The sequence below is a fragment of the Uliginosibacterium sp. H1 genome (genome assembly GCF_036017065.1).
Classification (GTDB): domain Bacteria; phylum Pseudomonadota; class Gammaproteobacteria; order Burkholderiales; family Rhodocyclaceae; genus Uliginosibacterium.
In genome coordinates this window covers 235207-257337 of the sequence record NZ_JAYXHR010000001.1, presented here as the reverse complement: position 1 = coordinate 257337, position 22131 = coordinate 235207, and the positions used below count along the sequence as shown (strand labels likewise).

The following is a 22131-nucleotide window of genomic DNA, read 5'->3' as shown; positions in this document are numbered from 1 at the left end:
CACGCCATCAATCGGCGTAAAAAAAGGGACTCGCCCTCTCGGACGCATCCCGCGTGCAAATTTTCGGAATTATAGCCCGCAGACAGCCTCCCCGGCAATCCCTGCCGTGCGAGATGCCTGCGGGAAAGGCGATCAGGCGGACATCTGCGTGGCGAGGAAATCCGATAGCCGCTGCAGTTCCGCCAACAGCACCGGCACTCCCAGCGTCGCCGTGACGGCCTCGCCGCGCCGCGCCGCGTGCTCGACTTTCTGTGCAGCGTCGGCCGCTACCGACGCGCCGAATACCCCTACCGAGGATTTCAGCGAGTGCGCTACGGCGCCCAGGCTTTTCATGTCCCCTTTCGCTGCGGAGCTTTCGAGTTGCTGGACGTTCTTCGGGTAATCGGCCAGGAAGATGCCGATCAGGTTGACGAGTGCATCCCGGTCGCCATCCAGCAAGGCCATGGTCTGCGACAGATCGGCGACTTCGCCCTGGACCACGGCGGCCTGCTGGGCCTCTTCGGTCCAGTTAGCAATGTTGCCCTCGAAATCGGTCGCCTGGAAACGGCGCGTCACCCGTTCGATCGCGGCGAACAGTTCCTGCGGCTGGATCGGCTTGGACACGTAGTCATCCATGCCGGCGTCCAGGCACTTCTCGCGATCACCCTGCATGACGTGGGCGGTCATCGCAATGATGGGCGTGACCTCCCAGCGGCCGGACATCGCCCAGCTGCGCCGCGCTTCCCGGGCGCGGATGGCCTTGGTGGCATCCAGACCGCCCAGTACCGGCATCTGCACGTCCATGAGGATCAGGTCGAAGCGCTGCTTCTCGAAGCACTCGATGGCTTCCTGGCCATCGCCGGCCACCGTCACGCGATACCCGCCGCGTTCGAGGATCTTGGTCGCCACGGTCTGGTTGACCGGGTTGTCCTCCACCAGCAGCACGTCACGCACGCGGCGCGGGCTGTCGGCCTCGGCGAGGGCTTCGTCGATGCGGATGTCTTCGAGATCGACATCCATGTCCTTGGCCGGGATCAGCGCGAGCTTGATGGCATCCAGCAGGTCGGTCGATGAGACCGGCTTGACCACGTGGGCGCGCACACCGAGCTGGCGACAGCGCGCGGAATCGTTCCGCTGGCTGTCAGTCGTCAGCATCATGATGATGCGCTCGCAGGTTGCACCCTCTTCGTGGAAACGGGAGGGCAGATCGAAGCCACCCGGCTCCGGCATGTTGCCGTCCACGATCATCAGGTCGAAAGGCTCACCGCCGCGATGGGCGATCTTCAGGGTCGCAAGCGCCTCCTCGCCGCTCACCGCGGTGCTCACCTGCACGCCCCAGCGCTTGAGCGTGTCACCGATTTCTCGGGCCGTCGCGCGACTGTCTTCGACCAGCAAGGCACGCATGCCGGTCAGGCGCGGATCGACGCGTTCGCTGGCCACTTCCTCGCGCACCACCTCGACCTCGGTCGTGAAGTGGAAGGTGCTGCCCTGCCCCGCTTCGCTGGCCACCCAGATGCGGCCATGCATCAGCTCCACGAGCTCGCGGCAGATAGCCAGGCCGAGGCCGGTGCCGCCGTAGCGACGCGTCGTGGACGTGTCCGCCTGCGAGAAGGCGCCGAATATCTCGTCCTGCTTGTCGCGGGCGATGCCGATGCCGGTGTCGCGCACCTCGAACTGCAGGCGCGCCTGGGCGGCTTCGCGGCTGACCAGGCGGACCACGACTTCGATCTCGCCCTTCTCCGTAAACTTGATCGCGTTGCCCAGCAGGTTCATCAGCACCTGGCGCAGGCGGTTAGGATCTCCGCGCAGCACATGCGGCGTGCCCGGCGCGATGCCGAAGACCATCTCCAGCCCCTTCTGGTGGCCGCGGAGCGCCAGCGCCTTGAAGGTGTCGGAGATGACCGCAGGCAGCGAGAACTCGATGTTCTCCAGCTCCAGCTTGCCCGCCTCGATCTTCGAGAAATCGAGGATGTCGTTGATGATGGACAGCAGCGATTCGGCCGAGGACTTCACCGTCGTCAGGTAGCCGCGTTGCTCGGAATCGAGCTGCGTATCAAGCGCCAGCTCCGTCATGCCGATGATCCCGTTCATCGGCGTGCGGATCTCGTGGCTCATGTTGGCCAGGAAGTCACCCTTGGCGCGGCTTGCAGACTCAGCCGCCTCCTTGGCGCGCAGCAGCGCGAACTCCCAGCCCTTGCGATCGTTGATGTTGCGATGCACGCCCACCACGCGCGTGGCGCGGCCCTCGGCATTGCGGGCGACGACACGCCCGTGGGTCGCGATCCAGCACCAGGTACCCTCCTTGGTGCGCAAGCGGTACTCCGCCTGGAAGTCGCCCGTCTCACCCTTCAGGTGGGAAATCAGGCGGCGACGCGCTTCCGGCAGATCGTCCGGATGCATCATAGCTTCCCATTGCGCCTGATCGTCGCCCAGCTCGCTGGCGGCGAAACCCAGCACTTCCTTCCAGGCCGGGCTCAGGTAGTTCTGCCCGCGTTCGCTGTCCCAGTCCCACAAGCCGTCGTGCACGCTGTCCAGCGCGAGCGTCAGCCGCTCCTTCTCGCGCAATTGCTGGTCCAGCATGTGCATGAGCCGGCCGGCGAGTTCGTTCGCCGACGCAGGCGTCTCGACCAGCACGCTGCCCATGCCCGCCCGCTTCGCCAACTGCTGGGCCTGCGCGACCAGTCTGGGAAAGTCGTCCTGAGCGGGGTTCTCCGGCAGATTCATGGATGGCGGGGACGGAAAATGGGAAGGGAAACCACCATTGCTTAACGAGCGCCGGGACGGCCAGCTTGAGCCGACCCGGCAAACTTTCGCAACGCGCTCAGGCTTTCAGGCGCTTGCAGACGCGCTCAAGCCGGTTCAGGCCTTCGTCCAGCTCGGCATCGCTGATGACGAGCGAGGTCGCCAGTCGCACGACGTCCGGCCCGCCCTGCAACACCAGCAGCCCTTCCTCGGCGCCGACGGTCACGAAATCCTTGGCGCGGCCGGCCATTTCCGGCACCAGTTGCAAGCCGAACCACAGGCCGGCATGGCGCACTTCGCCGAAACAGCCGGTACTGGTGGCCATGTCACGCAGGCGCGACGCCGCACGCTCGGCCTTGCTGCGCACGCCGGCCAGCACCGCATCGGAGCGGATCAGGTCGAACGCCGCGCAGGCGACCGCAGCGGCCAGCGGATTGCCGCCAAAGGTACTGCCGTGAGAGCCGACATGGAAGGCAGAGGCGATCGCCTCGGTGGTCATCATGACGCCCATCGGGAAGCCACCGGCAATGCCCTTGGCGGTGGTCAGGATGTCCGGCGTCACGCCGTACCCCATGTAGGCGAACAGATTGCCGGTACGGCCGTTGCCGGACTGGATCTCGTCGAACACCAGCATCGCGTCGTGCTGCGTGCAGAGTTCGCGCAAGGTGCGCAGGAACTCGGGCGTAGCCGGCACGACACCGCTTTCGCCCACCACCGGCTCGATGACCACGGCACAGGTCCTCGGTCCGATGACGCGGCGCACGGCCTCGATGTCGTTGTAGTCAACGTGGATGATCCCCTCCGGCAGCGGCCCCATGCCCGACGAATACTTGGGCTGCCCGCCGACTGCCATGGTCATGAAGGTACGGCCATGGAAGGAACCATTGAAGGCCACGATCTCGATCTTCTCGGGACCGTGGCGGTCGATCGCCCGCTTGCGCGCCAGCTTGATCGCACCTTCGTTGGCCTCGGCACCGGAATTGCTGAAGAACACCCGCTCCGCAAACGTGGATTCGCAGATCATGCGCGCCAGCTTCAGCACCGGCTCGTTGGTGTAGTAGTTCGACACGTGCCACAGCTTGGCGGCCTGCTCGTGGAGGGCTGCCAGCAGAGCCGGGTGGCCGTGGCCCAGCGCGGTGACGGCGATGCCGGCGCCGAAGTCGATGTAGTCACGCCCGGCCTGATCCCACAGGCGCGAGCCTTCGCCTCGCACGAAGATCATTTCGAGCGGAGAGAAGACGGGAACCATGTAGCGATCGAAATCAGCACGTTGGACGGGGTGACTCACGGTTATTCCTTTCAGGATGCAGTGCGGCGGGAGGCTTGATCCGACGGGCCGCCGCACATCACCCGTCGCGCAAAAACGAAAACGACGATCAGTGATCGTCGTATCGAAGTCCGCGTACCGGGATTTTGCAGGAATTTGCGGGGGGCCGTGTTACGCCTTTCGGCGCCTACAGGTCACACCTGCATGTTCATGATGTCCTGGTACGCGGTGACCAATCGGTTGCGCACCTGGACCATCTGCTGGAACGAGAGGTTGGCTTTCTGCAGGTTGACCATCACGTCCTGCAGGTTGACGTCGGGGTTGCCGGCGGAAAACTCGCGCGACATTTCCTGCGCGCTGGCCTGGGCCTGGCTGACTTCCTGCAGCGCGTTCTGCAGGGCGGAGGCAAAGCTGGCGCCACCGGTGGCATCGGCGGCAGACGCACTCTTGCTGGCCGCAGCGTCTGCGGTAGCGCGGAGTTGTCCGATAACCTGATCGATGCCCTTGGTGTCCATTTATTCCAGCCTGATTGACTCGGTGACGTCTGGGTGACGTCTCGGTGACGTATCAACTACTTCTAAGCAGATTATGTGCCACGAAGGTGCAACGACGACGCCGACGTGGCTCAGATATCTGTATAGCCTTCTTCACGGTACTGCTGCAACTTGTAACGCAAGGTCCGTTCCGAGATGCCGAGCTGCTCCACTGCACGCTTGCGGGAGCCGCCGACCGACTTCAGCACTTCCAGGATGTGGTCGCGCTCCAGGTCCTTCATGTTGGCAGGGCGTTGATTTGAAACGGGTTGCACGGGTATGGCGGGTACTGCGAAAGCCGCGTCCGGCAAGGGCGCCGGCGCGGTTGCCATACCTGGAGGCGGCAGGCACAGCCGCACGTCGTCGTCGCTGATCGTGTCGCCGGCGGCCAGGATCAAGGCACGCTGGACGGTGTTCTCAAGTTCCCGCACATTGCCGGGCCAGTGCCAACCGGCAAGAACTGCCGCCGCATCGCCGGCAATTTTTGCCGTTTTGCCGATCCGCTCGCCGTGCCGGGCGATGAAATGCCGGGCCAGCGGCAGCACGTCGCCCGGACGTTCGCGCAGGCTGGGAATCGCCAGCGGGAAGACGTTCAGCCGGTAGAACAAGTCCTCGCGGAAACGTCCGGCATGAACCTCGCGCTGCATGTCGCGGTTGCTGGTGGCCAGCACGCGGATATCCAGGCTCACCGGCTTCTTGCCGCCCACCCGCTCGACCTCGCGCTCCTGCAGCACACGCAGCATCTTGGCCTGCAGGCCCAGCGGCATCTCGGAAATTTCGTCGAGCAGGATGGTGCCGCCCTGGGCCTGCTCGAACTTGCCGGCCTGCGCCGTCTGGGCGCCGGTGAAGCTGCCTTTCTCGTATCCGAACAGCGTGGCTTCCAGCAGGTTCTCGGGGATCGCCGCGCAGTTGATGGCCACGAAGGGGCCGCTCTTGCGGCGCGAATGCTGGTGGATGTACTGCGCGAAGACTTCCTTGCCGGTGCCGGACTCGCCGGTCAGCAGCACGGTGGCGTCGGTTTCCGCGACGCGGGCGGCCATCTGCAGGGTCTGTCTGGTGCGCGGGTCCTCCGCCACCATGTCTTCCTGGCCCGGCGCAACGCTGGCATAGCGACGCACCGCCTCCAGCAACACCGGGGGCTCGAAGGGCTTCATCAGGAAATCGCAGGCACCACCGCGCATGGCGGCGACCGCCTTGTCGACGTCGCCGAACGCCGTCATCAGCAGCACCGGCAACTGCGGCTGGCGGGCGCGGATCTGGCCGAGCAGCTCCAGACCGTCCATGGGGTCCATGCGCAGGTCGGTCACCACCAGGTTGAAGGCACGTCCGCCCAGCTTTTCCAGCGCTTCCGGTCCGCTGGCGGCCAGCGTGACGCGATGGCCGGCGGAGGACAGGATCAGCTCGATGGCATCACGCAGGCCAGCGTCATCGTCCACGACCAGGATGTTCAGGGTTTCGATCATGCGTTCGCTCCGTTCGTCGCGGGTGCGAGGGGAATGCTGAAGGTGAATTCGGTGCCGACGCCCGGCTCGGACTGCAGTGCGATGTCGCCGCCATGCGCGCGGGCCACGCCGCGGGCAATCGCCAGGCCCAGCCCGGTGCCTTCGGCGCGCGTCGTGAAGAAGGGTTCGAACAGGCGTGCCTGCAGGGCCGGCGGGATGCCGCGGCCGTTGTCCCTGACGATAAAACGCGCCTGCCCCTCGCTGACGCTGGCGGTCAGCATCACGGCGCCGTCAGGGGCCTTGCTGCCAACCGCGTTCAGCGCGTTCTCCAGGAGGTTGAGCAAGGCGCCCGCCAGTTCCTTGCGGTTGCCGAACAGGGTTTCGCTGCCCGCCAGGCAATCGGTGGTGAACTGCGCGCTCTGGCGGCTGGCCACGGGTTCGATGGTGTGCGCCAGTTCGCCGACCAGCTCGCAGATGCCGAATGCCTCACGCCCCAGCGCTTCGCCGCGCGCGAACATCAGCATGTCGGTGATGAGTCTCTCCAGGTGACGCAGGCGCTCCAGCGAGCGCTGCGCCACGTCGGCGCGGTTTGCCGGCGGCAGGTCCATGCTGGCCAGATGCCCGGTGTAGAGCAGCGCCGCCGCCAGCGGCGTGCGCAGCTGGTGAGCCAGTCCGGCCACCATCTCGCCCATCGAGGCCAGCCGTTCGGTACGCGCCACCTGCTGGCGCATGCGGTATGCCTCGGTGGAGTCGTGCAGCAGGATCAGGCGGCCACCGCTCTGCTCCACCTCGCTCTGCGAAATCGAGACGCGCTCCACGGCGCACTCGCCCTGCAGCGGCTGCCAGCTCCATTCGCCCGGCATGTCGGTGGGCGCCAGGCAGACCTGCGCCACCTCCGCCCAGGTGCGGCCGGCCACCTCTTCGCCGAGCATCGCGCGCGCCGCCTTGTTGATCTGCTCCACGGTGCCGTCGCGGTCGACGATGAGCACACCCGCCGGCAGCGTCGCCAGCAGCAGGCGCAGGCGGTCGGTCAGGCTCGCCACCTGGTCCTGCAGCCCGCTGTAGGCGTTGGTCAGCTCGTCGGACGCCCGTGCGAAAGCCTGGAAAGCCTGCGCCAGGCTGGCGGCATCCATCGGTGTGGCGGTGTCGTCCTTCACAAGCGGTTCGTTCATCAGCATCGGCCAGCGAGCAGAGCGTGGGCAGCCCACGTTGGCTCGCACTGTATCCATCCAGTCTGGTACAGGGCCTTGCGATAAACCGGCAAAAAATGCCGCTTATTGACCGGTCCGGCTTGCCGGGTGCCGCGCAGAATGCGCCCATCCGAAATGGCGCACCCACCGTATGGGATGCGTCTAGATGGAGTGCCGACATGGCCGAAGACGTACTGGCTGCACCACCGCCCTCGCCTTTCCAGACGATTGCGGACAATTTCAACAAACTGACGCCGCGCCAGAAGATGGCCGGCGCGGTTGCGCTCGCACTCGCCGTCGCCCTGCTGGTGGGCGTCTGGCTATGGAGCCGCCAGCCGCAGTACTCGGTGCTGTTCTCCAATCTGGCCGAGAAGGACGGCGGCGCCATCGTCACGTCACTGCAGGCGCAGAACATTCCCTACCGGGTCGAGGCCAACGGCGCCACCATCCTGGTCCCGTCGGATCGCGCCAACGAGCTGCGCCTGCTGCTGGCCTCGCAAGGCCTGCCCAAGGGCGGGCTGGTCGGCTTCGAGCTGATGGAGGGACAGAAGCTCGGCATCTCCCAGTTCCATGAGCAGATCAATTACCAGCGCGGCCTGGAAGGCGAGCTGGCACGCACCATCCAGTCGCTGGCCGCGGTGGGTGGCGCGCGGGTCCACCTCGCCATCCCGAAGCAGACGGCTTTCCTGCGCGACGAAGAAAAGCCCACCGCGTCGGTCGTCGTCAACCTGCACCCCGGCCGCAACCTGGAACCGGCGCAGGTCGCCGGCATCGTGCACCTGGTTTCGTCCAGCGTCCCGAAGCTGGCGGCGGAAGCGGTCAGCGTCATCGACCAGCGCGGCAACCTGCTGACCCAGAAACGCGACGCCCGCCTGGCCGCCCTGGACCCCACCCAGCTGCAATACGTCGAGGAAGTGGAAGCGGCCTATATCAAGCGCGTGCAGAACATCCTGATGCCGCTGCTGGGCGAGCCGAATTTCCGCGTGCAGGTGGCTGCCGACGTGGACTTCGACGCCACCGAGCAGACCTCGGAGCTCTACAAGCCCAACCCGCCGCCCAACACGGCGATCCGCTCGCAGCAGACGGTGGACAACCAGACCAACCAGCCGCCGGCCGCCGGCGTGCCGGGCGCGCTGTCCAACCAGCCGCCGGTGCCGGCCACCGCCCCCATCACCACACCGCAAGTGCCGCCGGGTGGCGCCAGCGCGCCGGTGCCGCTCACGACGAACAAGAGCGCCACCACCAACTACGAGCTGGACAAGACCATCCAGCACATCCGCCGTTCGCTCGGCAGCATCAAGCGACTTTCCGTCGCTGTCGTGGTCAACCACAAATCGGAACGCAATCCGCGCGGCGACGTGCAGATGACGCCGCTGCCCGAGGCCGAGCTGCAGAAGATCACCGCGCTGGTGCGCGAGGCCGTGGGATTCAGCGAACAGCGTGGCGATACGCTGAACGTCGCCAACGCGCCGTTCACCGATGCACCGGGGCCGGAGATCATCACCGTCGCCTGGTGGAAGGACCCGGAAATCCTGGCACTGGCCAAGGAAGCCGCACGCTGGCTGGTGCTGCTCGGCGTGATCGCCTTCGTGGCCTTCGGCGTGTTGCGCCCGCTGCTGCGCACCGTGATGCCGGTGCCGACGAAGGAGGAAGAGGAAGCCGAGGCGGAACGCGAAGCCGCAGCGGCAGCCGCCGCTGCCGAGGCTGCCGCGGCCGCCGAGGGCGAAGGCAAGGAAGCCGGCGAAGAGGACATCCCGCCGGAAGTGCTGGAGGCGGAACTCGCCAAGATGAGCTTCGAGAAGAAGGTGGCCCGCGCCCGCGACATCGCGGCGAAGGACCCGCGCATCGTGGCGCAACTGATCAAGACATGGCTGAACGGAGGCGCCGGTGCCGAAGAACGACGCTAGCGACGGACTGGACAACGCAGCCCTGCTGCTGCTCACGCTCGGCCCGGACGAGGCGGCGGGCGTGCTCAAGCTGCTGTCCCCCCGCGAGGTGCAGAAGCTCGGCGCCGCGATGGCCAAGATGCCACCGCAATCCCGCGAGCATTCCGAGAAGCTGCTGGACGAGCTGCAGCTCTACGCCGCCAAGGGCACCAGCATCGAGCCGGACGAGGAGACCATCCGCGTCATGCTGACCAAGGCGCTGGGCGACGAGCGCGCGGCCAACCTGATCTCGCGCGTGCTGCAGGGATCGGACACCGCCGGCATCGAGTCGCTGAAGTGGATGGACGCGGCCACCGCCGCCGACCTCATCAAGAACGAACACCCGCAGATCATCGCCACCATCCTGGTCCATCTGGAGTACGACCACGCCGGCGAGATCATCCGCCACTTCCCGGACCGCCAGCGCAACGACGTGCTGCTGCGCATCGCCACCCTGGACGGCGTGCAGCCCACCGCGCTGAAGGAACTCAACGAAGCGCTGACGCGCGTGCTGTCCGGCTCCGCGCAGTCGCTGAAGAAGGCTTCGATGGGCGGCACGCGACATGCGGCCGACATCCTCAACTTCGTCGGCAGTGCGGCCGAGACCGCCATCCTGGACAACGTGCGCGAGTACGACCCGGACCTGGCGCAGCGCATCCTCGACGAGATGTTCGTGTTCGAGAACCTCATGGAGGTGGACGACCGCGGCATCCAGGTCATCCTGCGCGAGGTGCAGAGCGACCAGCTCATCATCGCGCTGAAGGGCGCCGCGCCGGACATGCGCGAGAAGATCTTCAAGAACATGAGTACCCGCGCGGCGGAAATGCTGCGCGAGGATCTGGAGGCACGCGGCCCGGTGCGCCTCTCCGAAGTGGAAGCGTCGCAGAAGGAGATCCTCAAGATCGCCCGCCGCCTCTCCGAGGAAGGCCAGATCGCCCTGGGTGGCAAGGGTGGCGACGACGCCTTCGTGTAAGGCGATGAGGCTTCAGATGCCTTGCCTTCGAATGACTTCGCTTCGAATGACTTCGCTTCGAATGACTTCGCTTCGGATGACTTCGCTTCGGATGACTTCGCTTCGGATGACTTCGCTTCGGATGCCTTCAATCAATCCCTGCAGACGACGGACATGGCAGCCAGCATGATGATCCCCGCCAACCAGGCCTCCGGCGCGTTCCAGCGCTGGGAACCGGAAGACTTCGCGCTCTCCGTGCCGGAACAGGCAGTCGGGCCGGACCCCGTGCCCGAGGACGGCAACGTCGCGGCCGCGATGCCCGCCACGGAACAACCCGCCGAGGACCTTCCCTTCGAGATCGTCCCCGGCGTGGCCCTGCCTACCGCCGAGGACATCGAGCGCATCCAGCATGACGCCGCCCGCGAGGGCTATGCCGCCGGTTATGAGGAAGGCGCGGCGCGTGGCCGCATGGAGGCTGCCGAGCTACACCAGATGCTCACCGGCCTGGACGAGGCGCTGAGCCACATGGACCAGCAGATTGCCCACGAGATCCAGGCCCTCGCGCTGGAGATCGCCCGCCAGGTTGTCCGCGACACCGTCGTCGAGCGCCCGGAGGCCCTGCTCACCGTCATCCGCGAAGCGCTCAACCAGCTGCCGCAGCAACACGCCACCATCCGCCTCAACCCGGCGGACGCCGCGCTGGCGCGCCAGTACATCGGCGAGCATTTCGACAGCGTGGCCCACCGCATCGTCGAGGATGACCACATCCTGCGCGGCGGCTGCACCGTGGAGGCCGCCGGCACCCAGATCGACGCCCAGCTGCAGACCCGCTGGCGCCGGGTGGTGGAGCACCTGAGCCAGGATGCCGCGCAGTTCGACGACCACGCACGAGGTGCCAACGGCCATGGCCAATGAGCACTTCACCGATGTCTGGAAGAACTACCTGCGCGACTGCGAGAAGATCGCGCGCGCCACGACGCCCTTGCAGGTGTCCGGCCGCCTCACCCGCATCAACGGCCTCGTCATGGAGGCCGCCGGACTGAAGCTGTCGCTGGGTTCCGGCTGCCGCGTGATGGTGCCGGGCGGTGGCTCGGTGGAATGCGAAGTCGTCGGTTTCTCAGGCGAGAAGCTGTTCATGATGCCCACCGACGACGTGTTCGGCCTGGCGCCCGGTGCCCAGGTGATTCCCAACGAGCCGGTGCAGCCGACCCCCACCACCGGCGAGCGCGTCGTCCCCCGCCGCCGGGCTTCCGACCGCGCCAAGCACCTGCCGGTCGGCGACGAGTTGCTGGGCCGCGTGCTCGACGGCGCCGGCCGTCCGCTCGACAGCCTCGGCCCGCTGGGCACCCAGAACACCCGTTCCCTGCAGAGCCGCCCGGTCAACCCGCTGGGCCGCGCGCCCATCTCCGCCACGCTGGATGTCGGCATCCGTGCCATCAACGGCCTGATGACCGTCGGCCGCGGCCAGCGCGTGGGCCTGTTCGCCGGTTCCGGCGTCGGCAAGTCGGTGCTGATTGGCATGATGGCCCGCTACACCGCAGCCGACGTGGTGGTGGTGGGCCTGATCGGCGAACGGGGCCGCGAGGTGAAGGAGTTCATCGAGCACAACCTCGGCGCCGAAGGCCTGGCCCGTTCCGTGGTCGTCGCCGCGCCGGCCGACACCAGCCCCCTGATGCGCCTGCAGGGCGCGTCCTACGCCACCAGCATCGCCGAACATTTCCGCGACCAGGGCAAGCAGGTGCTGCTGATCATGGATTCGCTGACCCGCTACGCCATGGCGCAGCGCGAGATCGCGTTGGCCATCGGCGAACCGCCAGTGACCCGCGGCTACCCGCCCAGTGTGTTCGCCCGCCTGCCCGCGCTGGTGGAACGCGCGGGCAACGGTGCCGAGGGTGGCGGCTCGATCACCGCCTTCTACACCGTGCTGGCCGAAGGCGATGACCAGCAGGACCCGATCGCCGACTCGGCGCGCGCCATCCTCGACGGCCACTTCGTGCTGACCCGCGCGCTCGCGGACCAGGGCCACTACCCCGCCATCGACATCGAGCAGTCGATCTCGCGGGCGATGCACAACCTCGTGCGCCCCGCCCACTTCGATCTCGTGCGCCGCTTCAAACAGCTGTTCTCCCGCTATCAGCGCTCGCGCGACCTCATCGCGGTGGGCGCCTACCAACAGGGCGCCGACCCCCTCCTCGACGAAGCCGTACGCATGTACCCGGCGCTGGAGAACTTCCTGCAGCAGAAGATCGAGGAACGGGCGGAATTCGAGGACAGTCTGGCCGCGCTGCACGGCCTGTTCGGCGAGCAGATGTGAAGGAAGGCTGACACGCCATGACCCGGCAGAGCCCGCTCGAAGCCCTCATCGACATGGCCAAGGACCGCGTGGATTCCGCCACGCGACGCCTGGCCGAGTGCCTGGCCGGCGAACGCACGGCGGCCGAGAAGCTGCAGCTGCTGACCGACTACCGCGAGGAATACCGCAAGCGCTACATGGAGGCCGTGCGCAACGGCATGGGCCCTGCCGACATGCGCAACTACAGCGCCTTCCTCGCCAAGCTGGACGACGCCATCCTCCAGCAGCAGCAAGTGACCGACCACCAGAAGCGCCTGACCGTGGCCGGGCAGCAGCAGTGGATGCAGGAGCGCAACCGCCTGAAGGCCTTCGACACCCTCTCCCAGCGGCAACTCCAGCAGCAGCAGCGCAAGGAGAACAAGCAGGAGCAGCGGCAGAGCGACGAACACGCCGCCAAGCACTTCAAGAGTGGCGAGGACGAGCACGACCAGTAGCAACGCCTGGCCGTCAGGCGCCTGGCACAGCCTTTGCAAAGATGGGTCGCAGCCCAGCTAAACGAAGGAAACGCCATGCCCGACATGATTCTCGCCGCCACCGCCCCCGTTACCCCCGTGCGCCCGCCCGAAGCCGGCGCCGGTAACGCCAGCGAGAACAAGGCTACCGAAGCCAGCGAAGGCAAGCCGACCTTCGCCCAGGTGCTGCGCGACCAGCGCCGCACCGACAGCGAAACCAAGGCGGAAGCCAGGAAAGACGGGGCTTCCAGCAAGACCGAAGACGCTGCCAGCGACACCGAACCCACGACCGAACCCAGCACGCAGGCCAGCGAGGCCGCAGCCGCCGCGCAGCTCGCCGCCCTGCTCGCCAGCCAGGCCGAAGTACCCGCGGAAGCGCCGGCGACCAGCGAAGCCGTGGCCGAAATCGTCGTCACCGATGCCGCGCCGACGGCAAGCGCCACGCCGCTGCCGGCTAACCCTGCCGGCAACGCGGCAAGCCTTGCCGCCGACGCCAAGGTCGATGCCGCCACGCAGGACACCCAATCGTCCACCGCCGCCGCGCCGGTACTGGCCCAGGCCGTGGATGCCACCGCCAAGGCCGATACGCAACAGGCCGCGGACACGACGGCCGACGACAGCCCGGTCATCATCCAGCCGAAGACAAGCGAACAGCCGGTCAAGACCGACGTGGTCAGCAACCAGGCCAGCACTGTCGCGGTGGATGCCGTGACGCCCCGCCAGGACGCTACCGCCCAGGTGCAGGCGACCTACGCGCAACAGCCCGCCCCCAGCAACGCGCAGGACATTCCCAGCCGTCACACCGTGAACAGCCCGGTGGGCCATCGCGGCTGGGCGGACGAAGTAGGCACAAAGGTCGCGTGGGTGGCAAACAAGGACAACGGGATTGCCGAACTGGTGCTGACGCCGCCGCAACTGGGCCGCGTGGAAGTGAAGATCCACATGGAAGGCGAACAGGCCTCCGCCCTGTTCGTCGCCGCCAACCCGGTGGCTCGCGAAGCCCTGCAGGACGCCATGCCGCGCCTGCGTGAAATCCTGTCGCAGGCCGGCATCCAGCTTGGCGAGGCCCATGTCAGCGCCGGCCAGAGCAACCACAGCGGCCAGGGCGACCAGCACCAGGGCCAGGGCGGTCGCCGCTTCGGCGGAGACACCGGCCTGTCGTCACAGGGCGACATGGCAGGCCTTGGCAGCAGCCGCGGATTCGCCGGCCGCCAGGGTGTCGGCCTGGTGGATACCTTCGCCTGACGCCCCATGTTTTGCTGAACCCACGCGAGCTCATGTACGAGTTCATGTATTTCTCCGGCAATCCAACCCTTCATTTAAGGCCCGCTGCTTCCGTTAATTGAGGCTTCAGGAAGTAGCAATCTCCGGAAAATCCAGTACATAGCTCCACAGGATCGATATGGCCAAGGAAGCCCCCAAGAAGGAAGAAGTCGCTGGCGACGCACCGCCGAAGAAGAGCAAGAAGATGCTCATCATCATCCTGCTCGTCGTTGTCGTGGCGGGTGCGGTCGGTGCAGGCGCAGGCTTGCTGCTCGGCAAGAAACAGAGCAAGACCGCTGCTGGCGACGAGGAACACGCCGAGGAGGTGGAGGAAGAGCACGCCGCCCAGCCTGCCTTCGACCCGAAGAAGCCGCCGATCTTCGTCGCGCTGGAACCCTTCACGGTGAATCTGCAGCCGGAGAACGCCGAGCAGTTCCTGCAGGTCGTCATCACGCTGCGCGTCACGGACGAGAAGATCTCCGAGCAGATCAAGGTACTGATGCCGCAGCTGCGCCACGAGATGCTTGCCCTGATGTCTTCCAAGAAGCCGTCCGAGGTGACCACGCCGGATGGTCGGCAGAACCTGACGCTGGAACTGACCGACGTCTCCAACGAAGTGCTGGGGTGGGAGCCGCCCCCGCCGCCGAAGGTGAAGAAGAAGAACTACGAGCCGCCCGCCGGCCCGGTGGTGTCGGTCTACTTCACCCAGTTCATCGTGCAGTAACAGCAGCGATCACGCAGCGCACGGACGACACGCACCATGGCCCAGGATTTTCTCTCCCAGGAAGAAGTTGATGCCCTCTTGAAGGGCGTCACCGGCGACCTGGACGAACCGGACGAGAAAGCCGAAGAAGGTGGCATACGCTCGTACAACCTGGCTACGCAGGAACGTATCGTCCGCGGGCGCATGCCCACGCTGGAGCTCATCCACGAGCGTTTTGCGCGCTACCTGCGCATCGGCCTGTTCAACTACATGCACCGCAACGCGGAGGTGTCGGTCGGCGCCATCCGCGTGCAGAAGTACAGCGAGTTCGTCCGCAACCTGGTGGTGCCCACCAACCTCAACCTCATCATGGCCAAGCCGCTGCGCGGCACCGGCCTGATGGTGTTCGACCCCAACCTGGTGTTCCTGGTTGTCGACAACATGTTCGGCGGCGACGGCCGCTTCCACACCCGTGTGGAAGGCCGTGATTTCACGCCCACCGAACAACGCATCATCCAGGGTCTGCTAAAGGTGGTGTTCGCCGAGTACGAGCGCGCCTGGGCGCCGGTGTTCACGCTGCAGTTCGAATACATCCGCAGCGAGATGAACTCGCAGTTCGCCAACATCGCCACGCCGAGCGAGATCGTGGTGGCCACCACCTTCACGCTGGAATTTGGCGGCGCGCAGGCGGACATGCACATCTGCTTCCCGTACTCGATGATGGAGCCGATCCGCGACATCCTGTACAGCTCCATGCAGTCCGACCACATCACGCAGGACAAGCGCTGGGTCAGCCTCATGAGCAAGCAGGTGCACAGCGTGGACATCGAGCTGGTGGCCAACCTGGCCACGGCCACGCTGACGCTGCGCGACCTGGCCAAACTCAAACCCGGGGACGTCGTCCCGCTGGAAGTACCTGAATTCATCCGCGCCGCCGTAGATGGCGTGGGCGTGCTGGAGAGCAAGTACGGCGTGCAGAACGGCCGCTACGCGCTCAAGGTGGAACGCTTCATCAAGCCTGAAGACACCGAGATCAACCTGATCGCCAGCAAACTTGGAGGACAACAAGATGGCTGACACCGATACCGCCAACGGCGAAACCGAAGAGGCGATCAGCGAGGACGACTGGGCTGCGGCCATGCAGGAGCAGGTGGAAGTCGATGCCGCCATGGCGACGCAGCCCCAGGCCCAACCCGCCTCCAACCTGTTTCCCAGTTTCGATGCACCGGGCGCGAAGCCCACGTCGATGAACGACTTCGACCTGATCCTGGACATCCCTGTCCAGATCACGGTGGAACTCGGCCGCACCAAGATCTCGATCCGCAACCTGTTGCAACTCGCACACGGCTCGGTGGTGGAGCTCGATGCACTGGCCGGTGAGCCGATGGACGTGCTGGTCAACGGCACCCTCATCGCCCAGGGCGAAGTGGTCGTGGTGAACGACAAGTTCGGTATCCGCCTGACCGACATCATCACGCCGTCGGAACGCGTGCGTAAGCTGCGCGGCTGACGCGCATCCTCCCGGACGGCGAGGCCTCTGCCTCGCCGCTCCTGTCTCCGCGGCGCAGCCCTGCGCCTTGCCCGATAGACCTGCCGGCGTCCTTCCTACGCGGCTAACGGCATCCTCCTACAGTCTGCTTTGCTGCACTGCTGCATAAATGAAGCATGCATGGGATGCGTCGCGTCTCGTGCATCAGCCAATCGTCTATGTATCCAGCAAGGAGATCGCCATGGACATGCAATACCTCCCGCTCGCCGCGGAAAATGACGAAGACATCCCTGTCGAGCCGGGCACCGTCGACGACGCGCCCACGGAAACCGAAAACGACCTGGAGCCGCCACGCATCATCGTGCGCGAGCCGGAATCTCCCCGCGCGCTGGCCTGCTGAGGCGCCGTGGCAGGACCAGCGACCGTGGCAGGACCAGCGAAAAACCTGGCACTGCCGCGTCGGACTGCTCCTTGTGTTCTTTGAACGGCAAAGGGCGGGTCGGTAAAGACATCGGAAAGCGCACGACGTAACGCATATCTGCAGCCGATTGCGGAAGATGGCTTCGGCGCGCGCACACAAGGAGCTTACGCATGGCAACAGCCACGGCGGGCAACACCAGTCAGGTCGTACGATATGCCGTCGTCGGCGCCGGCTGGATTGCACAGTCCGCGATCCTGCCGGCCTTCGCGCAGACCACGGACTCCCGGCTCGTCGCCATCGTCACTGGCGACGACGACAAGGCTGAAGCGCTGGGCGCACGCTATAGCGTGAAGACGCTGCCCTATGAGGGCTACGACGCCTTGCTCGACAGCGACGAGATCGACGCCGTCTTCGTCGCCCTGCCGAATGCGCAGCACGCCGACTACGCGGTGCGCGCCCTGAATGCCGGCAAGCATGTGCTGCTCGAGAAACCGATGGCGATCGGTGTAACCGCGTGCGAGACCATCAACGCCGCGGCACAGCGCAGCGGCGCCCGCCTGATGATCGCCTATCGCCTGCATTTCGAGCCGGCGACGCTGGAAGCGATACGTCGCGTGCGCGCTGGCGCCATCGGCGTACCGCGCTTCTTCACCGCCACGTTCTCGCAGCATGTCGCCGCGTCCAACCACCGTGCCCAGCAGGGCTTCTGGGCGGGACCGGTGGCCGACATGGGGCCCTACCCGATCAACGCCGCGCGCAACATCTTCGGCGCGGAGCCCATCCTGGTGTGGGCCTTCGGCGTGCAGAGTCCCGACGGCGGGCCCCCGTTGCACGACACCGTTGCGGTGACGCTCGTCTTCCCCGAACAACGCCTGGCGCAGTTCACCGTGAGCTACAGCGCACAGCGCGTGGACGAATACGAGATCGTCGGCAGCAGCGGCGCATTGCGGCTGTCGCCCGGCTTCGACTTCGAGTCCGGCTTGCACCTTACGACCCTGCAGGGCGAGAGCACCCGTGAGGAGCAATTTCCGGCGACAGACCAGTTCGCTGGCGAGTTGAGCTATTTCACCCGTTGCATCCTCGATGAGCGTCCGCCGGAACCGGATGGTCTGGAGGGCCTGGCGGACGTGCGCGTGATCGCCGCCATCGAACGCTCGCTGCTGTCAGGTACTTCGCAAGTGCTGGATCCGCTGGACGTGCCGATGCGTCCGCAACCGGCGCAGGTCATGCGGATGCCGCCCAACGCCGGCGCCGAACTCGTGGACGCGACCGAACCGGGCCAGGGCTGAGCCTCACCGTTCCTTCCGCGTTCTTTTGCGCGCACGTCACGATCATCAGTGACCGGTCGCGCGGAACGCTTACTTACCCAGTTACTCAGGAGGCAGTCATGAGCACGCCACATTCGATACGCAATGCACCCGGCAGTCCCGGTACGACACAGGCGCCGCTGGGCCCCAATCCGGACGAAGAGGACGCACTGGACCTGGCGAACGAGTACTCGTTTCCGGCAAGCGACCCGATCTCCATCAGCCCTCCTGAACAGAAGGAGCATGAACGTGAGTTGTGCCGCAACGGTGTATGCCAGGCAGACGAGGCGCCAACGACGCCGAAGGGTGCTGTGCAGGCAGACCAGGCACCAGCGGCCTCTCACGATGCGGGGCAGGCGGACGGCAACAAGTCTGGCGGTTGAGGCGGCGGAGCGTACGCAAGCTGCAATGAACGTCGCAAGATGTCGCAGAAAAGAAAGGCACCCTCGGGTGCCTTTCTTTCTGTCGCTGCTGCCGTTCGAACCTTCGCGCGGCGCCTCAACGGATATCAGCTGACCCACTTCGGCCCGCCACCCTCATCCGGAAGGTCGCCGGGCGGTGGCGGTCTTACCGGTTCGGGCAGATCGGTCGCCGGATGTTCCGCCGGCGGCTCATCGGGTGGCAGCGGTGGATCGACCGGGTCGGGATGCTCGGGCCTGGGTTGGGGCGACTGCGGCCCCTCCTTGCGCGACGGCTTGTCCGGGGCGTCAGCCATTGATCACCTCGCCGCCGTTGGGGTGGAGCACCTGGCCACTCATGTAAGAGGAGTCACTGCTCGCGAGGAAGATGTATGCCGGTGCGATTTCCGCTGGCTGGCCCGGCCGGTTCATCGGCACTTGGTCGCCGAAATGCGAGACCTTCTCGGCGTCGAAGGTGGAGGGAATCAGCGGCGTCCACACCGGGCCGGGGGCCACGGCGTTGACGCGAATTCCCTTGGGCACCAGCTGCTGGGACAGTGAGCGGGTGAATGCGACGATGGCGCCCTTGGACGAGGCATAGTCCAGCAAGGTCGGGTTGCCACGATAGGCCGTGACCGAGGTCGTGTTGATGATGCGGGCCCCCGACTTGAGATGCGGCAGCGCCGCCTGCGTCAGGTAGAACATGCTGAAGACATTGGTGCGGAAGGTGCGCTCCAGCTGGGCTGCATCGATGTCCGCGAGACTGTCCTGCGGGTGCTGTTCCGCCGCGTTGTTCACCAGGATGTCGAGACGCCCGAACTGTCCGAGCGTGCGATCCACTACTTCCCGACAGAACGCCGGGTCGCCGACGTCGCCAGCAAGCAGCAGGCACTGACGGCCCAGTTCGCGGATCTTCCCTGCCGTGTCGTTGGCGTCGCCGTGCTCGTCGAGATAGACGATCACCACATCCGCACCCTCCTTGGCGTAGGCAATGGATACCGCGCGGCCGATGCCGCTGTCGCCGCCGGTCACGATGGCGACCTGCCCGCAGAGCCTGAAGCCTCCCGCATCCGGCATCTCCGATACCGGCAGCGGATTCATTTCAGATTCCAGCCCCGGCTGCCGGTCCTGGTGTTGCGGCGGGTTGAGGGTGGCAGCAGTCATCGCTCACTCCCTGCCCCACGCCGGCCGGCGCTGCGGCGGCTGGCACGGGAGCGACGCGGCGCCGAACGCTTGTTGCCCGGCTGGTTGCGGGACACGCCGGCCTTGCGCAAGGCAATGGCCACCGCCTGCTTCGAGGCACGCTGGCGGCTGGGAGGATGGCTGGTGCCGATCTCGCCGCTCTCGTCGTACTCGTGCATCAGGGTCTTGATGTTCTGGCTGATCGCCGAACGACTCTTTCCGGATTTCAATGGCATGACTGCTCTCCTGTCATCCTGGGCTGCGCCACGGCAGCAACGACGGCACAGGCCGTCGTGCTTCTGGCGGATCCTGCAGTTGCGAAGACGGTCAGACCTGCTTTGCCGGCGCCGCCGTGAAAAGCTGGGCGGGCGACGGTTCGCGGTCGCAACCGCGGCGGGAAACCGGCTGGGTTTCCGGCCAGGCCATCGGACCGGACTGGTCAGGCGGCTCGACGGTCAGGCTGCGTACGCCCTGGGCGTAAGCCTTGAGCATGCTGGCAGCACAGGCGGAACTGGCGGTCAGCACGTCCGGTTCGTCGCTGGCGACATCGACCGGCAGCTTCAACGAGGAAGCCCGCTCCGGCACCATGAAGGGCTGCGAGGCGTCGTTGTCGGTACAGGCTGTCAGCAGCATCAGGCCAAGCACCGCGCAACCGGACTGCAGCCACGCTGAGGGCCGCCTGGCGAGCAGGGGCGGGGATTTCCGGGTATTCGCATTCATGTTTTCTGTCTCCTCGAACGGCGGGATGGCACGGCTTCACCGTCCGGCATGACTGGATTGTGGCCAGCCACGCCCGCCCGCCCCATGAGAGGGCAGCGCGAAGCACTGTAGGGCGCCAAAGCGGAAGCTTGTCAGCGGCGTCCGACAGCGCCGATCTGACCCACGTCAGCCCTTTGAGAGGCTGCTTGCAACAGATGCGAAACGGCGCGCCGGAACCGATAGAATCCCGCTCCTTTACAAAGACTTATGGCGGGGCCACAGTGAGTCCCACCGGCGCGGAGATTTGCAGCATGCTGAACAGACCTTTTGCCCCCTTGATTGCCCGCATCGAGACCGAGGCCATCGTCCAGGGCAACGACATCCTCAAGATCGATCACTTCCTGAATCACCGCATCGAACCCGCGTTCATGCAGCAGATGGCGGCCGAGATCGCCGAGCGCCTGCGCGCTTTCGAACCGGAGCTGATCCTCACCGCCGAGGCCAGCGGCATCGCCCCCGGCCTGATGGTGGCCCTGCAACTCGGCCTGCCGCTGGTCTACGCCAAGAAGTACCACCCGGACGTGGAGACGCCGATGCTCTCGCGCATCCTCGAATCCCCCACCAAGGGCGGCCAGTACCGCATGGTGCTGTCGCAGCGCTACCTGCCGGAGGGCGCGCGCGTGGCCATCGTCGACGACTTCCTCAGCAATGGCCGCACCGCCGCCGCACTGATCGACATGGCACGCGAAGCGAAGCTGGAGCTGGTGGCGGCAAGCTTTCTGGTGGAGAAATGCTTCAAGCGCGGCCATGCGCTGATCGAAGCGGCTGGCGTACCTATCGTGACGCTGGCGCAGGTGGAAGCGCTCGTCGAAGGCAAGGCCGTGCTGCGCAAGTAAGGCTCAGGATTCTCCAGAAAAAAGGCCGCGATGATTCGCGGCCTTTTTTGTCTGGCGCTGGTCTACCACTCAACCCTCACGCACCACCGCAAACGGCGAGAACGCCTGGGTCACCGGCATCAGCTCGATGATGTTGATGTTCACATGCGCCGGCAGGCTGGCCGCCCAGTACACGGACTCCGCGATGTCCTCGGGCTGTAGCGACTGCGTGCCCTCATACACCTTCGCGGCCTTGCCTTCGTCGCCGTGGAAGCGCACCTGCGAGAACTCCGTGCCGGACGACAGGCCGGGCGCGATGTCGGTGACGCGGATGTTCTTGCCCACCAGGTCGGCCCGCAGGTTCAGCGAGAACTGGCGAACGAAAGCCTTGGTGCCTCCATACACATTGCCACCCGGGTACGGGTAGGCGCCCGCCACCGAACCCAGGTTCAGCACATGGCCGCGACCACGCGCCACCATGCCGGGCAGCAAGGCACGGGTCACGTACATCAGACCCTTGATGTTGGTGTCGACCATGCGCTCCCAGTCGTCCAGCAGCGCCTTGTCCGCGCCCTCCAGCCCCAGGGCCAGCCCGGCGTTGTTGACCAGCACATCCACCGCGGCGAAATCCGCCGGCAAGCTGGCCACCACCTGCTCCACCGCCGCGTTGTCGCGCACGTCCCGTTCCACGATATGGACGCTGCCAGCGGGCAACTCGGCCCGCAGGGCCTCCAGCCGGTCGGCACGCCGCCCCAGGGCCACCACGCGATGCCCCTCCTGCACGAAACGCCGCACGATGGCAGCGCCGAATCCGGCTGTCGCGCCGGTCACGAATGCAATCATCATTTCTCCTGCTTGCTGTTCAAACCGTCACTGCTGAAACCTGGTCGTGCTGAATCCTTGGCTGCGGAAACCTTCGCCGCTGAAACCGGTTGGTGCGATACGCGCCATCGCGATCC

General features: G+C 66.0%; 22 protein-coding genes. 13 read left to right on the top strand and 9 right to left on the bottom strand.

Annotated features, from left to right (window positions below; translation table 11 throughout):
- Positions 1 to 132: 132 nt before the first annotated feature.
- From VVD47_RS01165 to VVD47_RS01145, 5 genes are all read right to left on the bottom strand, one after another.
- Positions 133 to 2703, bottom strand: a complete 2571-nt coding sequence (locus VVD47_RS01165; RefSeq protein ID WP_327601568.1) for a PAS domain-containing hybrid sensor histidine kinase/response regulator — start codon at positions 2701 to 2703, stop codon at positions 133 to 135.
- A gap of 97 nt (positions 2704 to 2800) precedes the next feature.
- Complete coding sequence (locus tag VVD47_RS01160) at positions 2801 to 4009, bottom strand: acetylornithine/succinyldiaminopimelate transaminase (protein WP_327601567.1); 1209 nt, start codon at positions 4007 to 4009, stop codon at positions 2801 to 2803.
- Between the two features lie 173 nt (positions 4010 to 4182).
- A complete protein-coding gene (fliE, locus tag VVD47_RS01155; protein ID WP_327601566.1) occupies positions 4183 to 4503 on the bottom strand; it encodes a flagellar hook-basal body complex protein FliE in 321 nt (106 codons plus the stop codon).
- 110 nt (positions 4504 to 4613) lie between these two features.
- On the bottom strand, positions 4614 to 5984 hold the full coding sequence (locus VVD47_RS01150) for a sigma-54-dependent transcriptional regulator (protein WP_327601565.1): 1371 nt from the start codon (positions 5982 to 5984) through the stop codon (positions 4614 to 4616).
- Entirely contained in the window at positions 5981 to 7135 is a 1155-nt protein-coding gene (locus VVD47_RS01145; protein ID WP_327601564.1) for a sensor histidine kinase, read from the bottom strand. Before VVD47_RS01145 ends, VVD47_RS01150 begins: the two co-directional genes overlap by 4 nt.
- 197 nt (positions 7136 to 7332) lie before the next feature.
- On the opposite strand from VVD47_RS01145, the gene fliF reads away from it, so the two are divergent.
- The 12 genes from fliF (at position 7333) to VVD47_RS01085 (ending at position 18401) form a co-directional block, all read left to right on the top strand.
- Complete coding sequence (gene fliF / locus VVD47_RS01140; RefSeq protein ID WP_327601563.1) at positions 7333 to 9060, top strand: flagellar basal-body MS-ring/collar protein FliF; 1728 nt, start codon at positions 7333 to 7335, stop codon at positions 9058 to 9060.
- On the top strand, positions 9041 to 10051 hold the full coding sequence (gene fliG, locus VVD47_RS01135; protein WP_327601562.1) for a flagellar motor switch protein FliG: 1011 nt from the start codon (positions 9041 to 9043) through the stop codon (positions 10049 to 10051). The genes fliF and fliG overlap by 20 nt, the downstream gene beginning before the upstream one ends.
- Positions 10052 to 10204: 153 nt before the next feature.
- Positions 10205 to 10945 carry a flagellar assembly protein FliH gene (locus VVD47_RS01130; RefSeq protein WP_327601561.1) on the top strand — a complete coding sequence of 247 codons (741 nt, stop codon included), beginning with the start codon at positions 10205 to 10207 and terminating at the stop codon, positions 10943 to 10945.
- Positions 10935 to 12344 carry a flagellar protein export ATPase FliI gene (fliI, locus tag VVD47_RS01125; protein WP_327601560.1) on the top strand — a complete coding sequence of 470 codons (1410 nt, stop codon included), beginning with the start codon at positions 10935 to 10937 and terminating at the stop codon, positions 12342 to 12344. The genes VVD47_RS01130 and fliI overlap by 11 nt, the downstream gene beginning before the upstream one ends.
- Positions 12345 to 12361: 17 nt before the next feature.
- Positions 12362 to 12817: a flagellar export protein FliJ gene (gene fliJ / locus VVD47_RS01120; RefSeq protein ID WP_327601559.1), complete on the top strand. Its 456-nt coding sequence runs from the start codon at positions 12362 to 12364 to the stop codon at positions 12815 to 12817.
- Positions 12818 to 12892: 75 nt separating this feature from the next.
- Complete coding sequence (locus VVD47_RS01115; protein ID WP_327601558.1) at positions 12893 to 14080, top strand: flagellar hook-length control protein FliK; 1188 nt, start codon at positions 12893 to 12895, stop codon at positions 14078 to 14080.
- A 157-nt stretch (positions 14081 to 14237) separates the two neighbouring features.
- Positions 14238 to 14822 (top strand): flagellar basal body-associated FliL family protein, encoded by a 585-nt coding sequence (locus VVD47_RS01110; protein ID WP_327601557.1) that lies wholly within the window; start codon positions 14238 to 14240, stop codon positions 14820 to 14822.
- A 36-nt stretch (positions 14823 to 14858) separates the two neighbouring features.
- The gene (fliM, locus tag VVD47_RS01105; protein WP_327601556.1) at positions 14859 to 15878 is read left to right on the top strand and encodes a flagellar motor switch protein FliM; all 1020 of its coding nucleotides are present in this window, start codon (positions 14859 to 14861) and stop codon (positions 15876 to 15878) included.
- Positions 15871 to 16311: a flagellar motor switch protein FliN gene (gene fliN / locus VVD47_RS01100; RefSeq protein ID WP_327601555.1), complete on the top strand. Its 441-nt coding sequence runs from the start codon at positions 15871 to 15873 to the stop codon at positions 16309 to 16311. Before fliM ends, fliN begins: the two co-directional genes overlap by 8 nt.
- 220 nt (positions 16312 to 16531) lie before the next feature.
- Positions 16532 to 16690 (top strand): hypothetical protein, encoded by a 159-nt coding sequence (locus VVD47_RS01095; protein ID WP_327601554.1) that lies wholly within the window; start codon positions 16532 to 16534, stop codon positions 16688 to 16690.
- A gap of 191 nt (positions 16691 to 16881) precedes the next feature.
- Complete coding sequence (locus tag VVD47_RS01090; RefSeq protein ID WP_327601553.1) at positions 16882 to 18000, top strand: Gfo/Idh/MocA family protein; 1119 nt, start codon at positions 16882 to 16884, stop codon at positions 17998 to 18000.
- 98 nt (positions 18001 to 18098) lie between these two features.
- Positions 18099 to 18401 (top strand): hypothetical protein, encoded by a 303-nt coding sequence (locus VVD47_RS01085; RefSeq protein ID WP_327601552.1) that lies wholly within the window; start codon positions 18099 to 18101, stop codon positions 18399 to 18401.
- A 324-nt stretch (positions 18402 to 18725) separates the two neighbouring features.
- Here the strand turns inward: VVD47_RS01085 and VVD47_RS01080 are convergent, their stop codons facing one another.
- The 3 genes from VVD47_RS01080 to VVD47_RS01070 all read right to left on the bottom strand — a co-directional run bounded on the left by VVD47_RS01080 (position 18726) and on the right by VVD47_RS01070 (position 20318).
- Positions 18726 to 19580, bottom strand: a complete 855-nt coding sequence (locus VVD47_RS01080) for an SDR family oxidoreductase (RefSeq protein WP_327601551.1) — start codon at positions 19578 to 19580, stop codon at positions 18726 to 18728.
- Complete coding sequence (locus VVD47_RS01075) at positions 19577 to 19834, bottom strand: hypothetical protein (protein WP_327601550.1); 258 nt, start codon at positions 19832 to 19834, stop codon at positions 19577 to 19579. The genes VVD47_RS01080 and VVD47_RS01075 overlap by 4 nt, the downstream gene beginning before the upstream one ends.
- 91 nt (positions 19835 to 19925) lie before the next feature.
- Entirely contained in the window at positions 19926 to 20318 is a 393-nt protein-coding gene (locus VVD47_RS01070) for a hypothetical protein (RefSeq protein ID WP_327601549.1), read from the bottom strand.
- A 290-nt stretch (positions 20319 to 20608) separates the two neighbouring features.
- Here VVD47_RS01070 and VVD47_RS01065 point away from each other — a divergent pair, with 290 nt between their 5' ends.
- The gene (locus tag VVD47_RS01065; RefSeq protein WP_327601548.1) at positions 20609 to 21193 is read left to right on the top strand and encodes a phosphoribosyltransferase family protein; all 585 of its coding nucleotides are present in this window, start codon (positions 20609 to 20611) and stop codon (positions 21191 to 21193) included.
- 69 nt (positions 21194 to 21262) lie between these two features.
- Here the strand turns inward: VVD47_RS01065 and VVD47_RS01060 are convergent, their stop codons facing one another.
- Entirely contained in the window at positions 21263 to 22018 is a 756-nt protein-coding gene (locus VVD47_RS01060; protein ID WP_327601547.1) for an SDR family oxidoreductase, read from the bottom strand.
- Between the last annotated feature and the right edge of the window lie 113 nt (positions 22019 to 22131).